11 protein-coding genes are annotated in these 14,724 nt (G+C 47.9%); 2 read left to right on the top strand and 9 right to left on the bottom strand.

The window, feature by feature from the left end:
* Positions 1-43: 43 nt before the first annotated feature.
* The 9 genes from bamA to rpsB form a co-directional block, all read right to left on the bottom strand.
* Entirely contained in the window at positions 44-2,467 is a 2,424-nt protein-coding gene (gene bamA / locus ACL9RG_RS21100; RefSeq protein WP_422794650.1) for an outer membrane protein assembly factor BamA, read from the bottom strand.
* A gap of 37 nt (positions 2,468-2,504) precedes the next feature.
* Complete coding sequence (rseP, locus tag ACL9RG_RS21095; protein ID WP_422794622.1) at positions 2,505-3,860, bottom strand: sigma E protease regulator RseP; 1,356 nt, start codon at positions 3,858-3,860, stop codon at positions 2,505-2,507.
* 41 nt (positions 3,861-3,901) lie between these two features.
* Complete coding sequence (cdsA, locus tag ACL9RG_RS21090) at positions 3,902-4,750, bottom strand: phosphatidate cytidylyltransferase (RefSeq protein ID WP_422794621.1); 849 nt, start codon at positions 4,748-4,750, stop codon at positions 3,902-3,904.
* Between the two features lie 9 nt (positions 4,751-4,759).
* Entirely contained in the window at positions 4,760-5,518 is a 759-nt protein-coding gene (ispU, locus tag ACL9RG_RS21085; protein ID WP_422794620.1) for a (2E,6E)-farnesyl-diphosphate-specific ditrans,polycis-undecaprenyl-diphosphate synthase, read from the bottom strand.
* 242 nt (positions 5,519-5,760) lie between these two features.
* Positions 5,761-6,957, bottom strand: coding sequence for a 1-deoxy-D-xylulose-5-phosphate reductoisomerase (gene ispC, locus ACL9RG_RS21080; RefSeq protein WP_422794619.1), 1,197 nt, complete (start codon positions 6,955-6,957; stop codon positions 5,761-5,763).
* Between the two features lie 162 nt (positions 6,958-7,119).
* On the bottom strand, positions 7,120-7,677 hold the full coding sequence (frr, locus tag ACL9RG_RS21075; protein WP_422794618.1) for a ribosome recycling factor: 558 nt from the start codon (positions 7,675-7,677) through the stop codon (positions 7,120-7,122).
* Between the two features lie 106 nt (positions 7,678-7,783).
* Positions 7,784-8,515 (bottom strand): UMP kinase, encoded by a 732-nt coding sequence (gene pyrH, locus ACL9RG_RS21070; RefSeq protein WP_422794617.1) that lies wholly within the window; start codon positions 8,513-8,515, stop codon positions 7,784-7,786.
* 180 nt (positions 8,516-8,695) lie between these two features.
* Positions 8,696-9,547, bottom strand: a complete 852-nt coding sequence (gene tsf / locus ACL9RG_RS21065; protein ID WP_422794616.1) for a translation elongation factor Ts — start codon at positions 9,545-9,547, stop codon at positions 8,696-8,698.
* A 271-nt stretch (positions 9,548-9,818) separates the two neighbouring features.
* A complete protein-coding gene (gene rpsB / locus ACL9RG_RS21060) occupies positions 9,819-10,544 on the bottom strand; it encodes a 30S ribosomal protein S2 (protein ID WP_422794615.1) in 726 nt (241 codons plus the stop codon).
* 407 nt (positions 10,545-10,951) lie between these two features.
* On the opposite strand from rpsB, the gene map reads away from it, so the two are divergent.
* Both map and glnD read left to right on the top strand, forming a co-directional pair.
* A complete protein-coding gene (gene map / locus ACL9RG_RS21055) occupies positions 10,952-11,752 on the top strand; it encodes a type I methionyl aminopeptidase (RefSeq protein WP_422794614.1) in 801 nt (266 codons plus the stop codon).
* Positions 11,753-11,968: 216 nt separating this feature from the next.
* Complete coding sequence (gene glnD / locus ACL9RG_RS21050) at positions 11,969-14,689, top strand: bifunctional uridylyltransferase/uridylyl-removing protein GlnD (protein ID WP_422794612.1); 2,721 nt, start codon at positions 11,969-11,971, stop codon at positions 14,687-14,689.
* Positions 14,690-14,724: the final 35 nt, after the last annotated feature.

Below are 14,724 nucleotides of genomic sequence, written 5' to 3'. Positions count from 1 at the left end.
TCCTGCTTAAAATCTTTATGCGTTTAACGCATTCAGCAACAGATTACCACGTTTTACCGATGTTAAACTGGAACTGCTCCGATTTGTCGCCTTCGTATGTCTTGACTGGCTGCGCATAAGAGAACGACAGTGGACCCAATGGAGACTGCCACTGCAATGCGATACCGGAAGATACACGAATATTGCCTGGTTTACTGTAGTCAGGAATGCCGGCAGCAAGACTCTCCGCAGTATTTTCCCAATTAGTATCCCAAGTTGTACCACTGTCCACAAACAGAGAAGTACGTACTGAGTTAGCATATTTTTCGCTGATAAACGGCGTAGGTACGATCAACTCAGCACTGAGAAGGCCCATGGCGTTACCGCCGACGGCATCTGTGGAGTTAATAAGCGGACAACCGTTATAAGACGTTGCACCCTGAGGACAAGCATAATAAGCCGCTTTAGGACCAATCGTATTCGATTGGAAACCACGAACGCTGCTTGAACCACCGGCGTAGAAGTTGTCATAGAACGGTACTTCTTTACCGCCCAAGCCATCCGCATAACCCGCGCGAGCACGTCCCATCAGAACCCACTGATGACTCTCGGTCAATGGCAGGTAGCTGGTGGCATCAAAGGTAATTTTATAGTATTCGTTATCCGAACCTGGCACCGTGACTTTACCGGTCAGGCTAGCTTTAGAACCAGCGGTCGGGAAGAATCCACGGTCAAGGTTGTTATAACCCCAACCTAAGCTCAGGAAGAAGTCATCGGCACTGAAGTCAGAATCCGAGTTCTCTTGATAGCCAACCACATTAGGGTTAATCCCCATAGAGTTCAGATAACGGAACATACTGACCTGAGGTTCCATATTGGACAGGTCGTTATGAACGTAATCCAGACCCAAGCGCAATGAGTTATTCTCATTGACAGGGAAGCCCAAGTTGCCACCAATACCATAACTTTTATTGGTGTACTCAGACAGGTCAGCATCATCGGCTTTAAAGTCGTTATAGAATATACGACCACCCAGACTCACACCGTCAACAGTGAAGTAAGGATCGGTAAGCGTAAATTCTGCGTAGGTCTGGTAGTCATTTTTGGTACCGCTGATACCAACAGTGTTACCTGTACCCAGCCAGTTATCTTGGGTGACACCAACCTGGAAACTCACGCCACTTTCAGTACCGTAACCAACACCAAAGTTGAAGCTACCGGTGTTACGTTCTTTCACTTTATAGACAACGTCAACCTGGTCAGTTGTTCCCGGCACGCGCTGAGTATCAACATCAACGCTCTCGAAATAGCCGGTACGATTAAGACGTTCTTTGCCTTTATCGACTAGATCGCTACCTAACCAAGCCCCTTCCATCTGACGCATTTCACGGCGAAGAACACTGTCTTTACTGGTGTCATTACCTTCAAAACGTACGTGACGAACGTAGTAGCGATTGCCCGCATCAACGTTGACATGCAGTTTGACGGTTTTATCCGCGTCATTGATTTCTGGTTGAGTATTTACCTGCGGGTAAGCATAACCATAACGGCCCAACATCGCTTTGATGTCGTTTTCCATTTTGGTTACTTTCGCGCCGTTATACAGTTCGCCTTTATCAATCTTGGTCAGATTCTCAACTTCCAGAGAATGTCCGGCCATGTTCCCTGCAACTTCAACGCCAGACAGTTTGTACTGATCGCCTTCATGAATGTTGAGGGTGATATAAATACCTTTTTTGTCCGGCGTCAGGCTAACTTGCGTCGAGTCAATGTTGAAGCGAGCATAGCCACGATCCAAGTAGAAACTACGTAACGTTTCTAAGTCACCAGCAAGTTTCTGCTTCTGGTATTTACGATCGGCCACCACGTTCCACCAAGGCACTTCGTCACGAAGTTGGAAATGTGAAACCAGTTCATCAGTGCTAAAGGCATGGTTACCAACGATGTTGATCTGCTGAATTTTCGCAGATAACCCTTCGGTGAACACTAGCTTCAAGTCAACACGGTTACGTGGTAAAGGCGTAACAACCGCTTTTACTGAAGCACTGTATTTACCGACGCTGTAATAAAAATCTTCCAGGCCTTTTTCAATGCTAGAAATAGTGGTCCTGTCGAGCGCCTCGCCAACCCGGACGCCAGAGGCTTCCAGATTTTGCTTAAGCATATCGTCTTTCACGGATTTATTACCCGAGAAAGTAATACTGGCGATAGTAGGACGTTCTTTAACTTGAACAATCAGAGTATTACCATCGCGTAAAACGCGGACATCCTCAAAGTTGCCAGTGGCAAACAGAGCACGAATAGTATTACTGATGTCATCATCTGTGACCGTATCGCCTACGCGAACAGGCATATTGAGTAACGCCGCACCGACGGCAACTCGCTGCAGGCCTTCGAAATGAATATCTTTCACTACGAATCCATCTGCACCGTATACGGTGGCGCTGCCAAACAGCAGCGACGCTATGAGCAACTTTTTGAGAGCCATCGTTGTTATGCGTTCTTCCATACCTAATCCCCTGCCCTTACAGACGGGAGAAATCATTGAAAAGTGCAAGCCCCATTAATAACACCAGCAATATTGAGCCAATGCGATAACTGAAGTCCTGAACTCGCTCGGAAACTGGCGCACCTTTAAGCTTTTCTATTATCAGAAATAGCAGGTGTCCACCATCTAACACCGGTAACGGGAACAGATTGATTATCCCGAGATTGACGCTAATCAGCGCCAAAAACATAAGATAATAAACCAACCCATACTCAGCTGACATCCCAGCGCCCTGTGCAATGGAAATCGGGCCACTCAGATTATTCAGCTTTACATCCCCGGTTATTAACTTGCCCAGCATGCCTACTGTTAGTTTCATCAGTTGCCAGGTTTTATCCCCAGCCTCATAAAACGCAACAAAAGGCCCATACTGGCGAATTGTTTTGTACTCATCAGGTAACGGAATTACTTTAGGTACAACACCAGCAAACCCTTGTTTCACACCTTTACCCAGAGTTTTAGTGTCTGGGATTAACGTTAAGTTCACTGTTGAACTGTTGCGTTCGACTTCCAGCGCGATCGACTTACCTGGATTATCGCGTACCTGGACGACAAAAGCTTGCCAGCTAGCTAAAAGCTGACCATCGACTTTAACGATCCTGTCCCCTGCTTGCAAACCTGCTTTTTGTGCGGCCGAATTTTCTTGTACCTGCTCGAGCACGGATTCAATTTGCGGCCCACGGGGAATAATCCCTAACGCAACAATGGGGTCTTGCTTCTCTGGGTCAAAATGCCATTGGCGGAGATCCAGAGTTTTCTTGGTCACCACCTCTGAACCAAAAGGAGCAACACCAATCGTGGTTTCGCTATCGCCAATCTCGCCAACCAACGCTAAGCGAGCAGAATCCCAATCAGGCGTTTCGATACCGCCAACAGATTTAAGTTCCATCCCCGGCGAAATATTCGCTTGTGCCGCGACAGATTGTGGCGTGATTTCACCAATCACCGGACGAACACTGGGCACGCCGATAATAAACACCAGCCAATAAGCAACAATGGCAAACAAGAAATTGGCAATAGGCCCCGCGCTGATAATCGCAGCGCGCTGCCAAACAGTTTTGTTGTTAAAGGATTGGTGGCGCAATTCGGGGGCAACAGCCTCGACACGCTCATCGAGCATTTTGACGTAGCCACCGAGTGGAATCATCGCTAATACGTACTCAGTACCAAGCTTATCTTTGCGGCGAAAAATCGCCCTACCAAAGCCGACAGAGAAACGTTCAACACGTACACCACAACGACGAGCAACCCAGAAATGACCAAACTCGTGCACAGTGATAAGAATCCCTAATGCAACGATAAAGGCGGCCAAGCTCCAGAGTATGTTCATCATATTACCAACAATTCCTTAAAAACGTCCCTGAGCAAGACTGATTAATACACTAACAGCATCAAGCAAGCGAATACAGGTACCGCCGCCGTTAAGCTGTCAATACGATCTAAAATGCCGCCATGACCGGGTATTAAATTGCCACTATCCTTGATACCGGCTTCACGTTTGAACATGCTCTCAGTCAAGTCGCCCAACACCGAGGCGAGTGTAGCAACTACTGAACAAATTAGTAAGGTTGACGGGCTCAGGCTCAACGGAACAAAAAGACTGAATAGCCATGATATCAGGGCCGAGGTCAGAAGACCGCCGATTAATCCTTCCCATGTTTTACCTGGTGAAACTTTAGGCGCCAATTTGTGTTTACCAAACAGCTTACCAAACAAGAAAGCACCAGAATCTGCTCCCCACACCAGCAACATTACATACAATAACCACCACGCACCGGTGTGATGGTTATCGGCATAGCCATATTGGCGCAACGAAACCATACCCCAGAAGAAAGGTACGATAGTCAATAAACCAAAAATGAGTTTCAATGCCCGAGAATGGCGCCAAAGCGCAGCAGAAGCGGGATATCCAATAACCAGCAAAAAGGCCAGTACCCACCAAGCCAACGATGCCCAAAGTGAACCCGTAACCTGCACAAGCTCAATCGCTCGTTGATATGCGGGCAGGCTCAACATCATGGCCGCCAGAATAAAACCGCAAAGAATAGCCAGCCAGATACGCTGGGTACGCGAATGAAATCCAGATAATGGCCCCCACTCCCAAGCTGCTAGCATGCAAACCACTAGGGTCACAATGGAGAAACCCACCGGCGGCAGCAAGAAAAGCGCCGCAATGACGATAGGAATTAAAATCAGAGCCGTGATAATGCGATACTTCAGCAAAAGTTCTCCCTAGGACGCATCGACGCCAATAGGTGTTGTTCCGCCGAAACGACGCTCGCGTTGTGCAAAAGCATTCAGCGCACCTTCAAAGACAATTTCATCAAAATCAGGCCAGAGGACATCAGTAAAATACAATTCAGCATAGGCAATTTGCCACAGCAGAAAATTGCTAATGCGATGCTCCCCACCGGTTCTGATCACCAAGTCAACAGGAGCAAGTTCACTCATGCAGACAGACGCATTTAGCGCTTCTTCTGTGATTTGCTCGGCTCTCAGTTTACCAGCCTCGACCTGCTCAGCCAGTTTTTTTACGCCCTGAATAATATCCCATCGACCACCATAATTAGCAGCGATGTTAAGCGTAAGCCCGTCGTTATTTTGTGTAAGGGTTTCTGAACGACGAATTCTTTCTTGTAAGCGCGAGCTAAAACGACTGACGTCACCAATTACCCGCAGCCTGACATTATGCTTGTGCAGATTTTTGACTTCACTATCCAATGCGCGGACAAACAACTCCATTAACGCGGTAACTTCCTGCGCAGGACGGTTCCAGTTTTCACTACTGAAGGCATAAAGCGTGAGCGCATCAAGATGATGGTTGGCAGCAAAGCTCACGGCTTTACGGACGGATTTGACTCCCGCTTTATGGCCAAAAACACGCATTTTACCCTGAAGTTTAGCCCAGCGACCATTGCCATCCATAATAATAGCAACGTGGCGTGGAGACAGGTTAGCAGTATCAGCCATGTGTTGGTTTTCGAGCGACATAACTCGTACTCATTCCCTAATAATAAGAATACAAAGATTTCCACCGATACTCAGGCAACGGCAACACAACGGTTAACCCACGGCAAAAACACCAAGGTCGACTTACAACATGCTGTTTACTGCGCCATCTCGCTATAACGCTTAAATCACTTCTAATCCATCATGCGTTATTCGACGGCGCAGACTATATCATTTCAACGTTGCACGAACAAACTCTCGAAAATGCAGTGATATAGATAACGTTAATTCGCCAGAGTTCGTAAGCGCTCACGCGCCAGTTCGCGCGCGCGGCCATCAAGTTCAATGACCTCTTCAACGCTACGTGGTTCTGAGGCAACTAGCTTTTCCATTACATGAGAGTTCAGGCTGGCAATATCAGTAAAACGAATCTGACCATCAAGGAATGCGGCGACAGATATTTCATTAGCAGCATTTAGCGCAGTGGTGGCCGCCTGCCCGATGCGACTGGCTTCAATGGCTAACTGCAAGCATGGGTAGCGGCTATAATCAGGCTCGCTAAAAGTCAAAGCCCCCATTCTACAGAAGTCCAGATGTTCAACGCCCGATTCAATACGATGCGGGTAAGCCATCGCATGTGCAATTGGCGTTCGCATATCTGGTGATCCTAACTGCGCCAATACACTGCCATCACGGTAGCGAACCATCGAATGAATAACTGATTGAGGATGGATAATCACTTCCATTTGCTCTTGCGAGGCGTTAAATAACCAGCGAGCCTCAATATATTCCAGCCCTTTGTTCATCATCGTGGCGGAATCAACAGAGATTTTTCTACCCATTGACCAATTTGGGTGAGCACAAGCTTGATCGGGAGTGACTGAGGCAAATTTATCCATAGGCAATTCGCGGAACGGGCCGCCAGAACCGGTGAGAATGATACGAGACACGCCGTATTCTTCCAGCGAGGCATAGCCTAGTTGTTGCTGGATTTTCTCAGGCAGGCTTTGGAAGATAGCATTATGTTCGCTATCAATAGGCAGGAGCTGGCTACGACTATGCTCAACTGCCTCCATAAAAATACGCCCGCAAGTCACTAACGACTCTTTATTCGCCAGTAGAACCTGTTTTCCAGCTTTGACTGCGGCAAGCGTAGGCAGCAATCCGGCCGCCCCAACAATCGCTGATAGCACTAATTGTACGTCATCCAGCGCAGCAAGCTCACAAGAAGCCTGTTCGCCGTATAATACTTCGGTCTGCAACCCTAGCTCATGGAGATTGATTCGTAACGCTTCAGCAGCCTGTCGATTTGCCATTGAAACATAGCGAGGACGAAACTCGATACATTGTTGCGTCATCATCTCGACATTAGTGCCCGCGACCAAAGCACAAACAGCAAAATCCTGGGAGTTAGCGCGAACGACGGCAAGCGTGCTGGTACCGACAGACCCTGTCGAACCAAGAATAGTCAGTTGCTTCATGAAAATGCTCAGTCTAACTAAAATGATGTTTCTAAATGTGCCACAGTCTGGTACCTCTTAACCCACTTGTCTATGGGAATTAAGACCTAGCCCTCAAAAGTTTATTGCTACCAAAAAGAAAGCGCCGCAATTGCGACGCTTTCTTAGGCATGGTAGCGAGGATCAGAAGTCCATCAGCTCAGCTTCTTTCTCAGAAAGTGCAGCGTCAACTTTCTTGATAAAGATGTCAGTCATTTTCTGTACATCTTCCTGGCAACCGCGCTCTTCATCTTCGCTAATCTCTTTATCTTTGAGCAGCGCTTTCACTTTATCGTTAGCATCACGGCGAACGTTACGAACTGAAACACGACCTTGTTCAGCTTCACCACGAACAATTTTGATCAGGTCTTTACGACGCTCTTCAGTCAACGGTGGCAATGGAACACGGATAACCGTTCCAGCAGACATTGGGTTCAAACCAAGGTCAGAAGACATAATCGCTTTTTCAACTGCGCTGCTGATAGAACGGTCGAAAACGCTGACCGCCAGAGTACGAGTATCTTCAACAGTGACGTTAGCCAATTGGCGCAGAGGGGTTGATGAACCGTAGTATTCTACGTGAATACCATCGAGCAAGCTCGGGCTTGCACGACCGGTACGAATTTTGCTGATATGATTTTTAAAAGCTTCAACGCATTTTTCCATGCGGATTTCAGCGTCTTTTTTAATGTCGTTAATCACGTTGCGAACCTTTAGAAACGGGTAACTTGGCAGACTATCCAGTCATGGTAGTCCCTGTATATTCCACGCTGCCGGCACTCTCACCGACAGCTTATAGAGATAAAGGTTAGACGCCTTTGGAGATCAGCGTACCTTCATTCTCCCCCATCACCACGCGGCGCAGTGCGCCAGGCTTATTCATGTTGAAAACACGAATCGGCAGGTTATGGTCACGAGCCAGCGTAAAGGCTGCCAAGTCCATCACTTTCAATTCTTGTTCCAACACTTCCTGATAGGTTAAATGTTCAAACATTGTCGCATCAGGATGCTTCACCGGATCGGCGGAGAATACACCATCAACTTTAGTGGCTTTCAATACCACATCGGCTTCAATTTCGATACCACGCAGACAAGCTGCTGAGTCAGTAGTAAAGAAAGGATTACCGGTACCGGCAGCAAAAATTACCACACGGTTATTACGCAATTGGCTGATTGCTTCAGCCCAACTATAATTGTCGCATACGCCATTCAATGGAATAGCAGACATCAGGCGCGCGTTCACATAGGCACGGTGCAGAGCATCACGCATTGCTAGTCCGTTCATCACCGTAGCCAGCATTCCCATGTGATCGCCCACTACACGATTCATCCCGGCTTGTGCTAAACCAGCACCGCGGAACAAGTTACCGCCCCCAATGACCACACCAACCTGGATGCCCAGCTCAACCAATTCCTTCACTTCCTGAGCCATACGGTCCAGAACGCTTGCGTCGATACCGAAACCTTCACTGCCTTGTAAGGCTTCGCCACTAAGTTTTAGCAAGATACGTTGATAAACGGGTTTCGCATTGGTAGCCATGGTGTCTGTCCTAAGAAGCAATGTGTTGAATGGGATATTCAGTCTCATTATCAAAAATCGACAGCCTCAAAGGCGGCCAAAATAAGATAGTTTGGGCATGAATTTATTAAAAATATGGGGCCAGATATAACGGAACCGCCAGTTAAGTAGCGGTTCCGTTTTTATTGCATCAAACCAGTATTAAGACTGTTTGGTCATTGCTGCAACTTCAGCAGCAAAGTCAGCTTCAACTTTCTGGATGCCTTCGCCCACTTCAAAGCGGATGAAGTTAGTCACGTCAGCACCGTGCTCTTTCAGAGCTTGGCCAACAGTTTTGCTTGGGTCGATAACGAAAGGTTGACCAGTCAGAGAAACTTCGCCGGTGAACTTCTTCATACGGCCTTCAACCATTTTCTCTGCGATTTCTTTCGGCTTGCCAGATTGCATCGCGATGTCCAACTGAACTTGGTATTCTTTTTCTACCACTTCAGCAGATACGTCTTCTGGTTTAACGAACTCAGGCTTGCTCGCTGCTACGTGCATAGCAACTTGCTTAATCAGTTCTTCATCAGCGCCTTTAGCGGCAACCAGAACACCGATGCGAGCACCGTGCAGGTAGCTACCCAATACATCGCCTTCCAGAACGGCAACGCGACGGATGTTGATGTTCTCACCGATTTTCGCAACCAGTGCAACACGTTCTTCTTCGAACTGTGCTTTCAGCACTTCAACGTCAGTCACTTTACCTGCAACAGCTGCGTCCAGAACTTTGTCAGCGAATGCCTGGAAACCACCGTCTTTAGCAACGAAGTCAGTCTGGCAGTTAACTTCCAGAATTACACCAAAGTTGCCTGAAACCTTAGTTTTGATCACGCCATCAGCAGCTACGTTGCCTGCTTTTTTAGCTGCTTTGATCGCACCAGATTTACGCATGTTTTCGATCGCCAGCTCGATGTCACCATCAGCTTCAACCAGTGCTTTCTTACAATCCATCATGCCTGCGCCAGTACGCTCACGCAGTTCTTTTACCAGGGCAGCGGTAATATCAGCCATTGTTTTTTCCTCGGTTATCTCACAGCGAAATGGGTTTCGCCAAGAGACATTTCTCGCATTTAAGATAAGCAAAGGGGGCCAATCAAGGCCCCCTAACCAACATATTCAATACCTGGTTAATAAGGGCTCTATACTCGTCATAGTTCAAGTTGTGTGTTCGTTGGCTACGTTCGTTCCCCCTAGCCACATAGTTATCTATGCGTCTAGGGATTCTCTCTTGCCGTCTTCCTACAACTCGAAATATTAAGGGTATATACGAGAGCCTGTCTTATTATTCAGCTTCTACGAAGCTTTCTTCTGCCTGAACAGCCAGATCTTGCGAACGGCCTTCACGAACAGTGGCAGCAACAGCGCTCAGGTACAGATTCACTGCACGGATTGCGTCATCGTTACCAGGGATAACAAAATCAACGCCATCCGGATCGGAGTTGGTATCAACAATAGCGAATACCGGGATACCCAGGTTGTTAGCTTCTTTGATAGCGATGTGTTCATGGTCTGCATCGACAACGAACAGTGCATCAGGAAGACCACCCATATCCTTGATACCACCCAGGCTGTTTTCCAGCTTCGCAAGCTCACGAGTGCGCATCAGCGCTTCTTTCTTGGTCAGCTTTTCGAAAGTGCCGTCTTGAGACTGGATTTCCAGATCTTTCAAACGTTTGATGGACTGACGAACGGTTTTCCAGTTAGTCAGCATGCCGCCCAACCAGCGATGGTTCACGAAGAACTGGTCGCAGTTGTTTGCAGCGTCTTTTACCGCTTCGCTTGCTGCGCGTTTAGTACCAACGAACAGGATCTTACCTTTACGGGAAGAGATCTTGGTCAACTCAGCCAGAGCTTCGTTGAACATTGGTACAGTTTTTTCCAAGTTGATGATGTGAACCTTGTTACGAGCGCCGAAGATGAATGGCTTCATTTTCGGGTTCCAGTAACGGGTTTGGTGACCAAAGTGCACACCAGCTTGGAGCATATCGCGCATGGAAACAGTTGCCATGATAAAACCTCTAAATAGTAGATATTGGGGTTATGCCTCCACGTATCCCATACAACCGACCCTGAAAGAATAAATTCTTAGGGCACCCCGGCGCAGGTGTCGATACGTGTGTGTTATTACTTATTTGTTCAATAAGCACACAAAAGAGTGAGTGTTCGGTTTTATCCATCCTCAGAGGGCAAACATTGCTATTTGCAAACTCTGTAGAGCGGATTACCGGCGCGCTTTATACCATAATTTCGCCGGACACTCCAACTTTTGTTGTTATTTTTATGCCTGAGCGCTTCGTGCGACAAATGGTATTTGGCAGAGAATATCTGGGCTGATACCATATCTCAAAGCTTATTTATTGGTGACATTGGGGTAAAAATACCGGTCACAGGAAAACGGGATAAAACTAAAACATCATGGCTATTTCAATCAAAACAGCAGCAGATATCGAGAAAATGCGCGTTGCAGGCCGCCTGGCTGCAGAAGTGCTAGAAATCATTGAGCAGCACGTACAGCCGGGTATCAGCACCGGCGAGCTTGACCGCATTTGTGCGGATCATATCGAGAACTCGCAAAAAGCGATTTCGGCTTGCCTCAACTACCATGGCTTCCCGAAACACGTTTGTATCTCTGTGAATGAAGTGGTCTGCCACGGTATTCCAAGTGATGACAAAATTCTTAAAGACGGTGATATCGTCAATATCGACGTCACAGTGATTAAAGACGGTTTCCACGGCGATACTTCCAAGATGTTCATTGTCGGCAAACCGACCATCCTTGGTGAACGTCTGTGTAAAATCACCCAAGAGAGCCTCTATCTGGCACTACGTATGGTAAAACCGGGTATCCGTTTACGCACTCTTGGTAAAGCTATTCAGCAATTTGTTGAAGCTGAAAAATTCTCTGTGGTTCGCGAATACTGTGGACATGGCATTGGTGAAGTGTTCCACGAAGAACCTCAGGTTTTGCATTACGATGCCGATGACAGCGGCGTAGTATTGCAAGCGGGTATGGCCTTTACCATTGAGCCGATGGTCAATGCTGGTGATTTCCGCATTCGTACCATGAAAGATGGTTGGACAGTCAAAACCAAAGACCGCAGCCTGTCTGCTCAATATGAGCACACGCTGGTTGTGACCGAGAATGGCTGTGAAATTATGACGCTGCGTAAAGATGACACCATCCCCAACATTATTACGCATGACATGAATGCCTAATTAATCAGTGAACATCAAGCCGGCGTAAGCCGGCTTTTTATTCGGTATTTTTCGCTTAATACGCTGTGTTCTGAGAGTTATTTTTTCACTTTTTATATAAGTAGCTATTACCGTTTTCGAGTTTGTTGTTGCCGTTATAGAGTTTGTGCTCGCAGTTATATAGATTGTTCTTACCGTTATAGGCTTTGTTTTCACGCTACTATGGGCGACGCACTTATGTCTGACTCTCTACATCCAGAAAATTCTTCCTCGAGCCAGCGTACTGGCGCAACAGTTGCCTCATCGCCACTCCCAAACGAGATCAATCGGTTTCTCCTGCAGTCACCGCTGTCACCAATGAATTACCCAGATGAAGACCTAGCCCGTCAAACGCTAAAACAGCGGATGGAAGCTTTTCATCAGTGGCTAAGCGATGCATTTAAAAGCGGGGAACAAGTAGAAACCTTGATTGCAGCGCGATCATCTTTTATTGATCATCTGCTGCAACGCCTATGGATATTCTATGGTTTCGATAAAATCCCGGAAACGGCTATCGTTGCCGTGGGGGGATATGGGCGAGGCGAACTCCAGCCATTATCTGATATCGACATATTGATCCTCAGCCAAACGCCACTGAGTGAAGACAACGCACAGCGGGTCGGCGAACTCATCACGCTGCTTTGGGATCTGAAACTCGAAGTTGGCCATAGCGTACGTACGCTTGAAGAGTGTTTGCTAGAAGGGTTAGCGGATCTAACCGTTGCGACCAATTTAATTGAATCGCGCCTGATTTGTGGCGATGTCACGCTGTTTCTTAGCATGCAGAAACAAATTTTCAGCGATGGTTTCTGGCCGTCGCCGAGTTTTTTCCGCGCCAAAATAGATGAGCAAAACGAACGTCATCAGCGCTATCACGGCACCAGCTATAATCTGGAGCCAGATATTAAAAGCAGCCCAGGTGGCCTGCGCGATATCCACACCATTTTATGGGTCGCCAGACGCCATTTTGGTGCGACCTCACTCAATGAAATGGTCAATTTCGGCTTCCTTACCAAAGCCGAGCGTAATGAAATTAACGAATGCCAAAGCTTCTTGTGGCGCATCCGCTTTGCCTTGCACTTAATTTTGACTCGTTATGATAATCGTCTGCTGTTCGACCGTCAGCTCAGCGTTGCTCAATTGCTGCAATACCAGGGTGAAGGCAATCAACCGGTTGAGCGCATGATGAAAGACTTTTATCGCATGACTGGCCGAGTCAGCGAGCTCAATCAGATGCTGCTACAACTCTTCGATGAAGCCATTCTAGCTATTGGGCCAAATCAAAAACCACGTCCGTTGGATGAACACTTCCAACTGCGTGGCGACTTGATCGATCTGCGGGATGAAACACTGTTTACCCGCAGTCCGGAAACCATCATGCAGATGTTCTATCTAATGGTGCGTCATCCTGAAATCAAAGGTATCTATTCCACAACTGTCCGCTTGCTTAGACATGCGCGCCGTAATCTACAGAATCCGCTGTGTACTATTCCCGCTGCACGAGAAACCTTTATGGCAATCCTGCGCCATAAAGGGGCGGTTTCACGCGCGTTGCTGCCAATGCATCGCCATAGCGTGCTCTGGGCCTATATGCCGCAATGGAGTTTGATCGTCGGACAGATGCAGTTCGACTTGTTCCATGCCTATACGGTCGATGAACACACCATTCGCGTACTGCAAAAACTAGAAAGCTTTGCCCACGAAGAGACACGTCCGCGCCACCCACTGTGCGTTGAACTCTACCCTCGCCTGCCGCAGCCGGAATTGCTGCTGATGGCCGCGCTGTTCCACGATATTGCCAAAGGGCGCGGTGGCGACCATTCCATATTGGGTGCTGAAGATGCGCTAGAATTTGCAGAATTGCACGGCTTGAACTCGCACGAAACCCAGTTGGTTTCCTGGCTGGTTCGCCAACATCTACTGATGTCGGTAACTGCTCAGCGTCGAGATATTCAAGACCCGGCAGAAATTCAAAAATTTGCTGAGGCGATGCAAACGGAAAACCGCCTGCGCTACTTAGTGTGTCTGACCGTTGCCGATATCTGTGCCACCAATGAAACCCTGTGGAATAGCTGGAAGCAAAGTTTGATACGCGAGCTCTATTTTGCGACTGAAAAACAGCTGCGCCGCGGAATGAAAAATACCCCCGATATGCGTGAGCGTGTTCGCCACCACCGTCTGCAGGCGCTGGCGCTGTTACGTATGGATAATATCGATGAAGAAGCTCTGCACAGTATTTGGAGCCGCTGCCGTGCTGATTACTTCTTACGCCATTCGCCAAATCAACTCGCCTGGCACGCGCGTCATCTGCTAGCACATGACTCAGCTAAACCGCTGGTACTCATCAGCCAACAGGCTACCCGCGGCGGTACAGAAATCTTTATCTGGAGTCCAGACCGCCCTTACCTATTTGCCACCGTAGCGGGTGAGCTAGACCGGCGTAATCTGAGTATTCACGATGCACAGATCTTCACCAATCGTGACGGTATGGCAATGGATACCTTCATTGTACTCGAGCCGGATGGCAGCCCGTTGGCGCAAGACCGCCATGAGGCTATCCGCTTTGCGTTAGAGCAGGCGATGACTCAAGCCTATCAGCCTCCACGTACACGCAGGCCATCGTCTAAACTGAAAAACTTTAGTGTGACTACAGAAGTCAGTTTCCTGCCGACCCATACCGATCGTCGCAGCTATATGGAATTAGTCGCACTCGACCAACCAGGCTTATTGGCCCGGGTCGGTGAGGCATTTTCTGATTTGGGTATTTCACTGCACGGCGCACGCATTTCCACCATCGGCGAGCGCGTAGAAGACTTATTTATCTTGGCAAATAGCGATCGTCGAGCACTTGATAAGCAGACGCGCAAGGAAATCTCGCGCCGATTGGTTGAGGTGCTCAACCCCAACGAAAAAATGTGATACAAGTAGGGACTGACGATTAATTTTCACCATCA

Origin of the sequence: Rouxiella sp. Mn2063 (assembly GCF_049319665.1) — a bacterium.
GTDB lineage: Bacteria > Pseudomonadota > Gammaproteobacteria > Enterobacterales > Enterobacteriaceae > JBMOUD01.
This window is presented reverse-complemented; position numbering and strand designations above follow the sequence as displayed.

Bases quoted from the DNA above. Each gene is read 5' to 3' on its own strand.
- ispU (WP_422794620.1), bottom strand. From the start codon at position 5,518: ATGTCGCTCGAAAACCAACACATGGCTGATACTGCTAACCTGTCTCCA.
- rpsB (WP_422794615.1), bottom strand. From the start codon at position 10,544: ATGGCAACTGTTTCCATGCGCGATATGCTCCAAGCTGGTGTGCACTTT.
- rseP (WP_422794622.1), bottom strand. From the start codon at position 3,860: ATGATGAACATACTCTGGAGCTTGGCCGCCTTTATCGTTGCATTAGGG.
- ispC (WP_422794619.1), bottom strand. From the start codon at position 6,957: ATGAAGCAACTGACTATTCTTGGTTCGACAGGGTCTGTCGGTACCAGC.
- glnD (WP_422794612.1), top strand. From the start codon at position 11,969: ATGTCTGACTCTCTACATCCAGAAAATTCTTCCTCGAGCCAGCGTACT.
- pyrH (WP_422794617.1), bottom strand. From the start codon at position 8,515: ATGGCTACCAATGCGAAACCCGTTTATCAACGTATCTTGCTAAAACTT.
- map (WP_422794614.1), top strand. From the start codon at position 10,952: ATGGCTATTTCAATCAAAACAGCAGCAGATATCGAGAAAATGCGCGTT.
- bamA (WP_422794650.1), bottom strand. From the start codon at position 2,467: ATGGCTCTCAAAAAGTTGCTCATAGCGTCGCTGCTGTTTGGCAGCGCC.
- tsf (WP_422794616.1), bottom strand. From the start codon at position 9,547: ATGGCTGATATTACCGCTGCCCTGGTAAAAGAACTGCGTGAGCGTACT.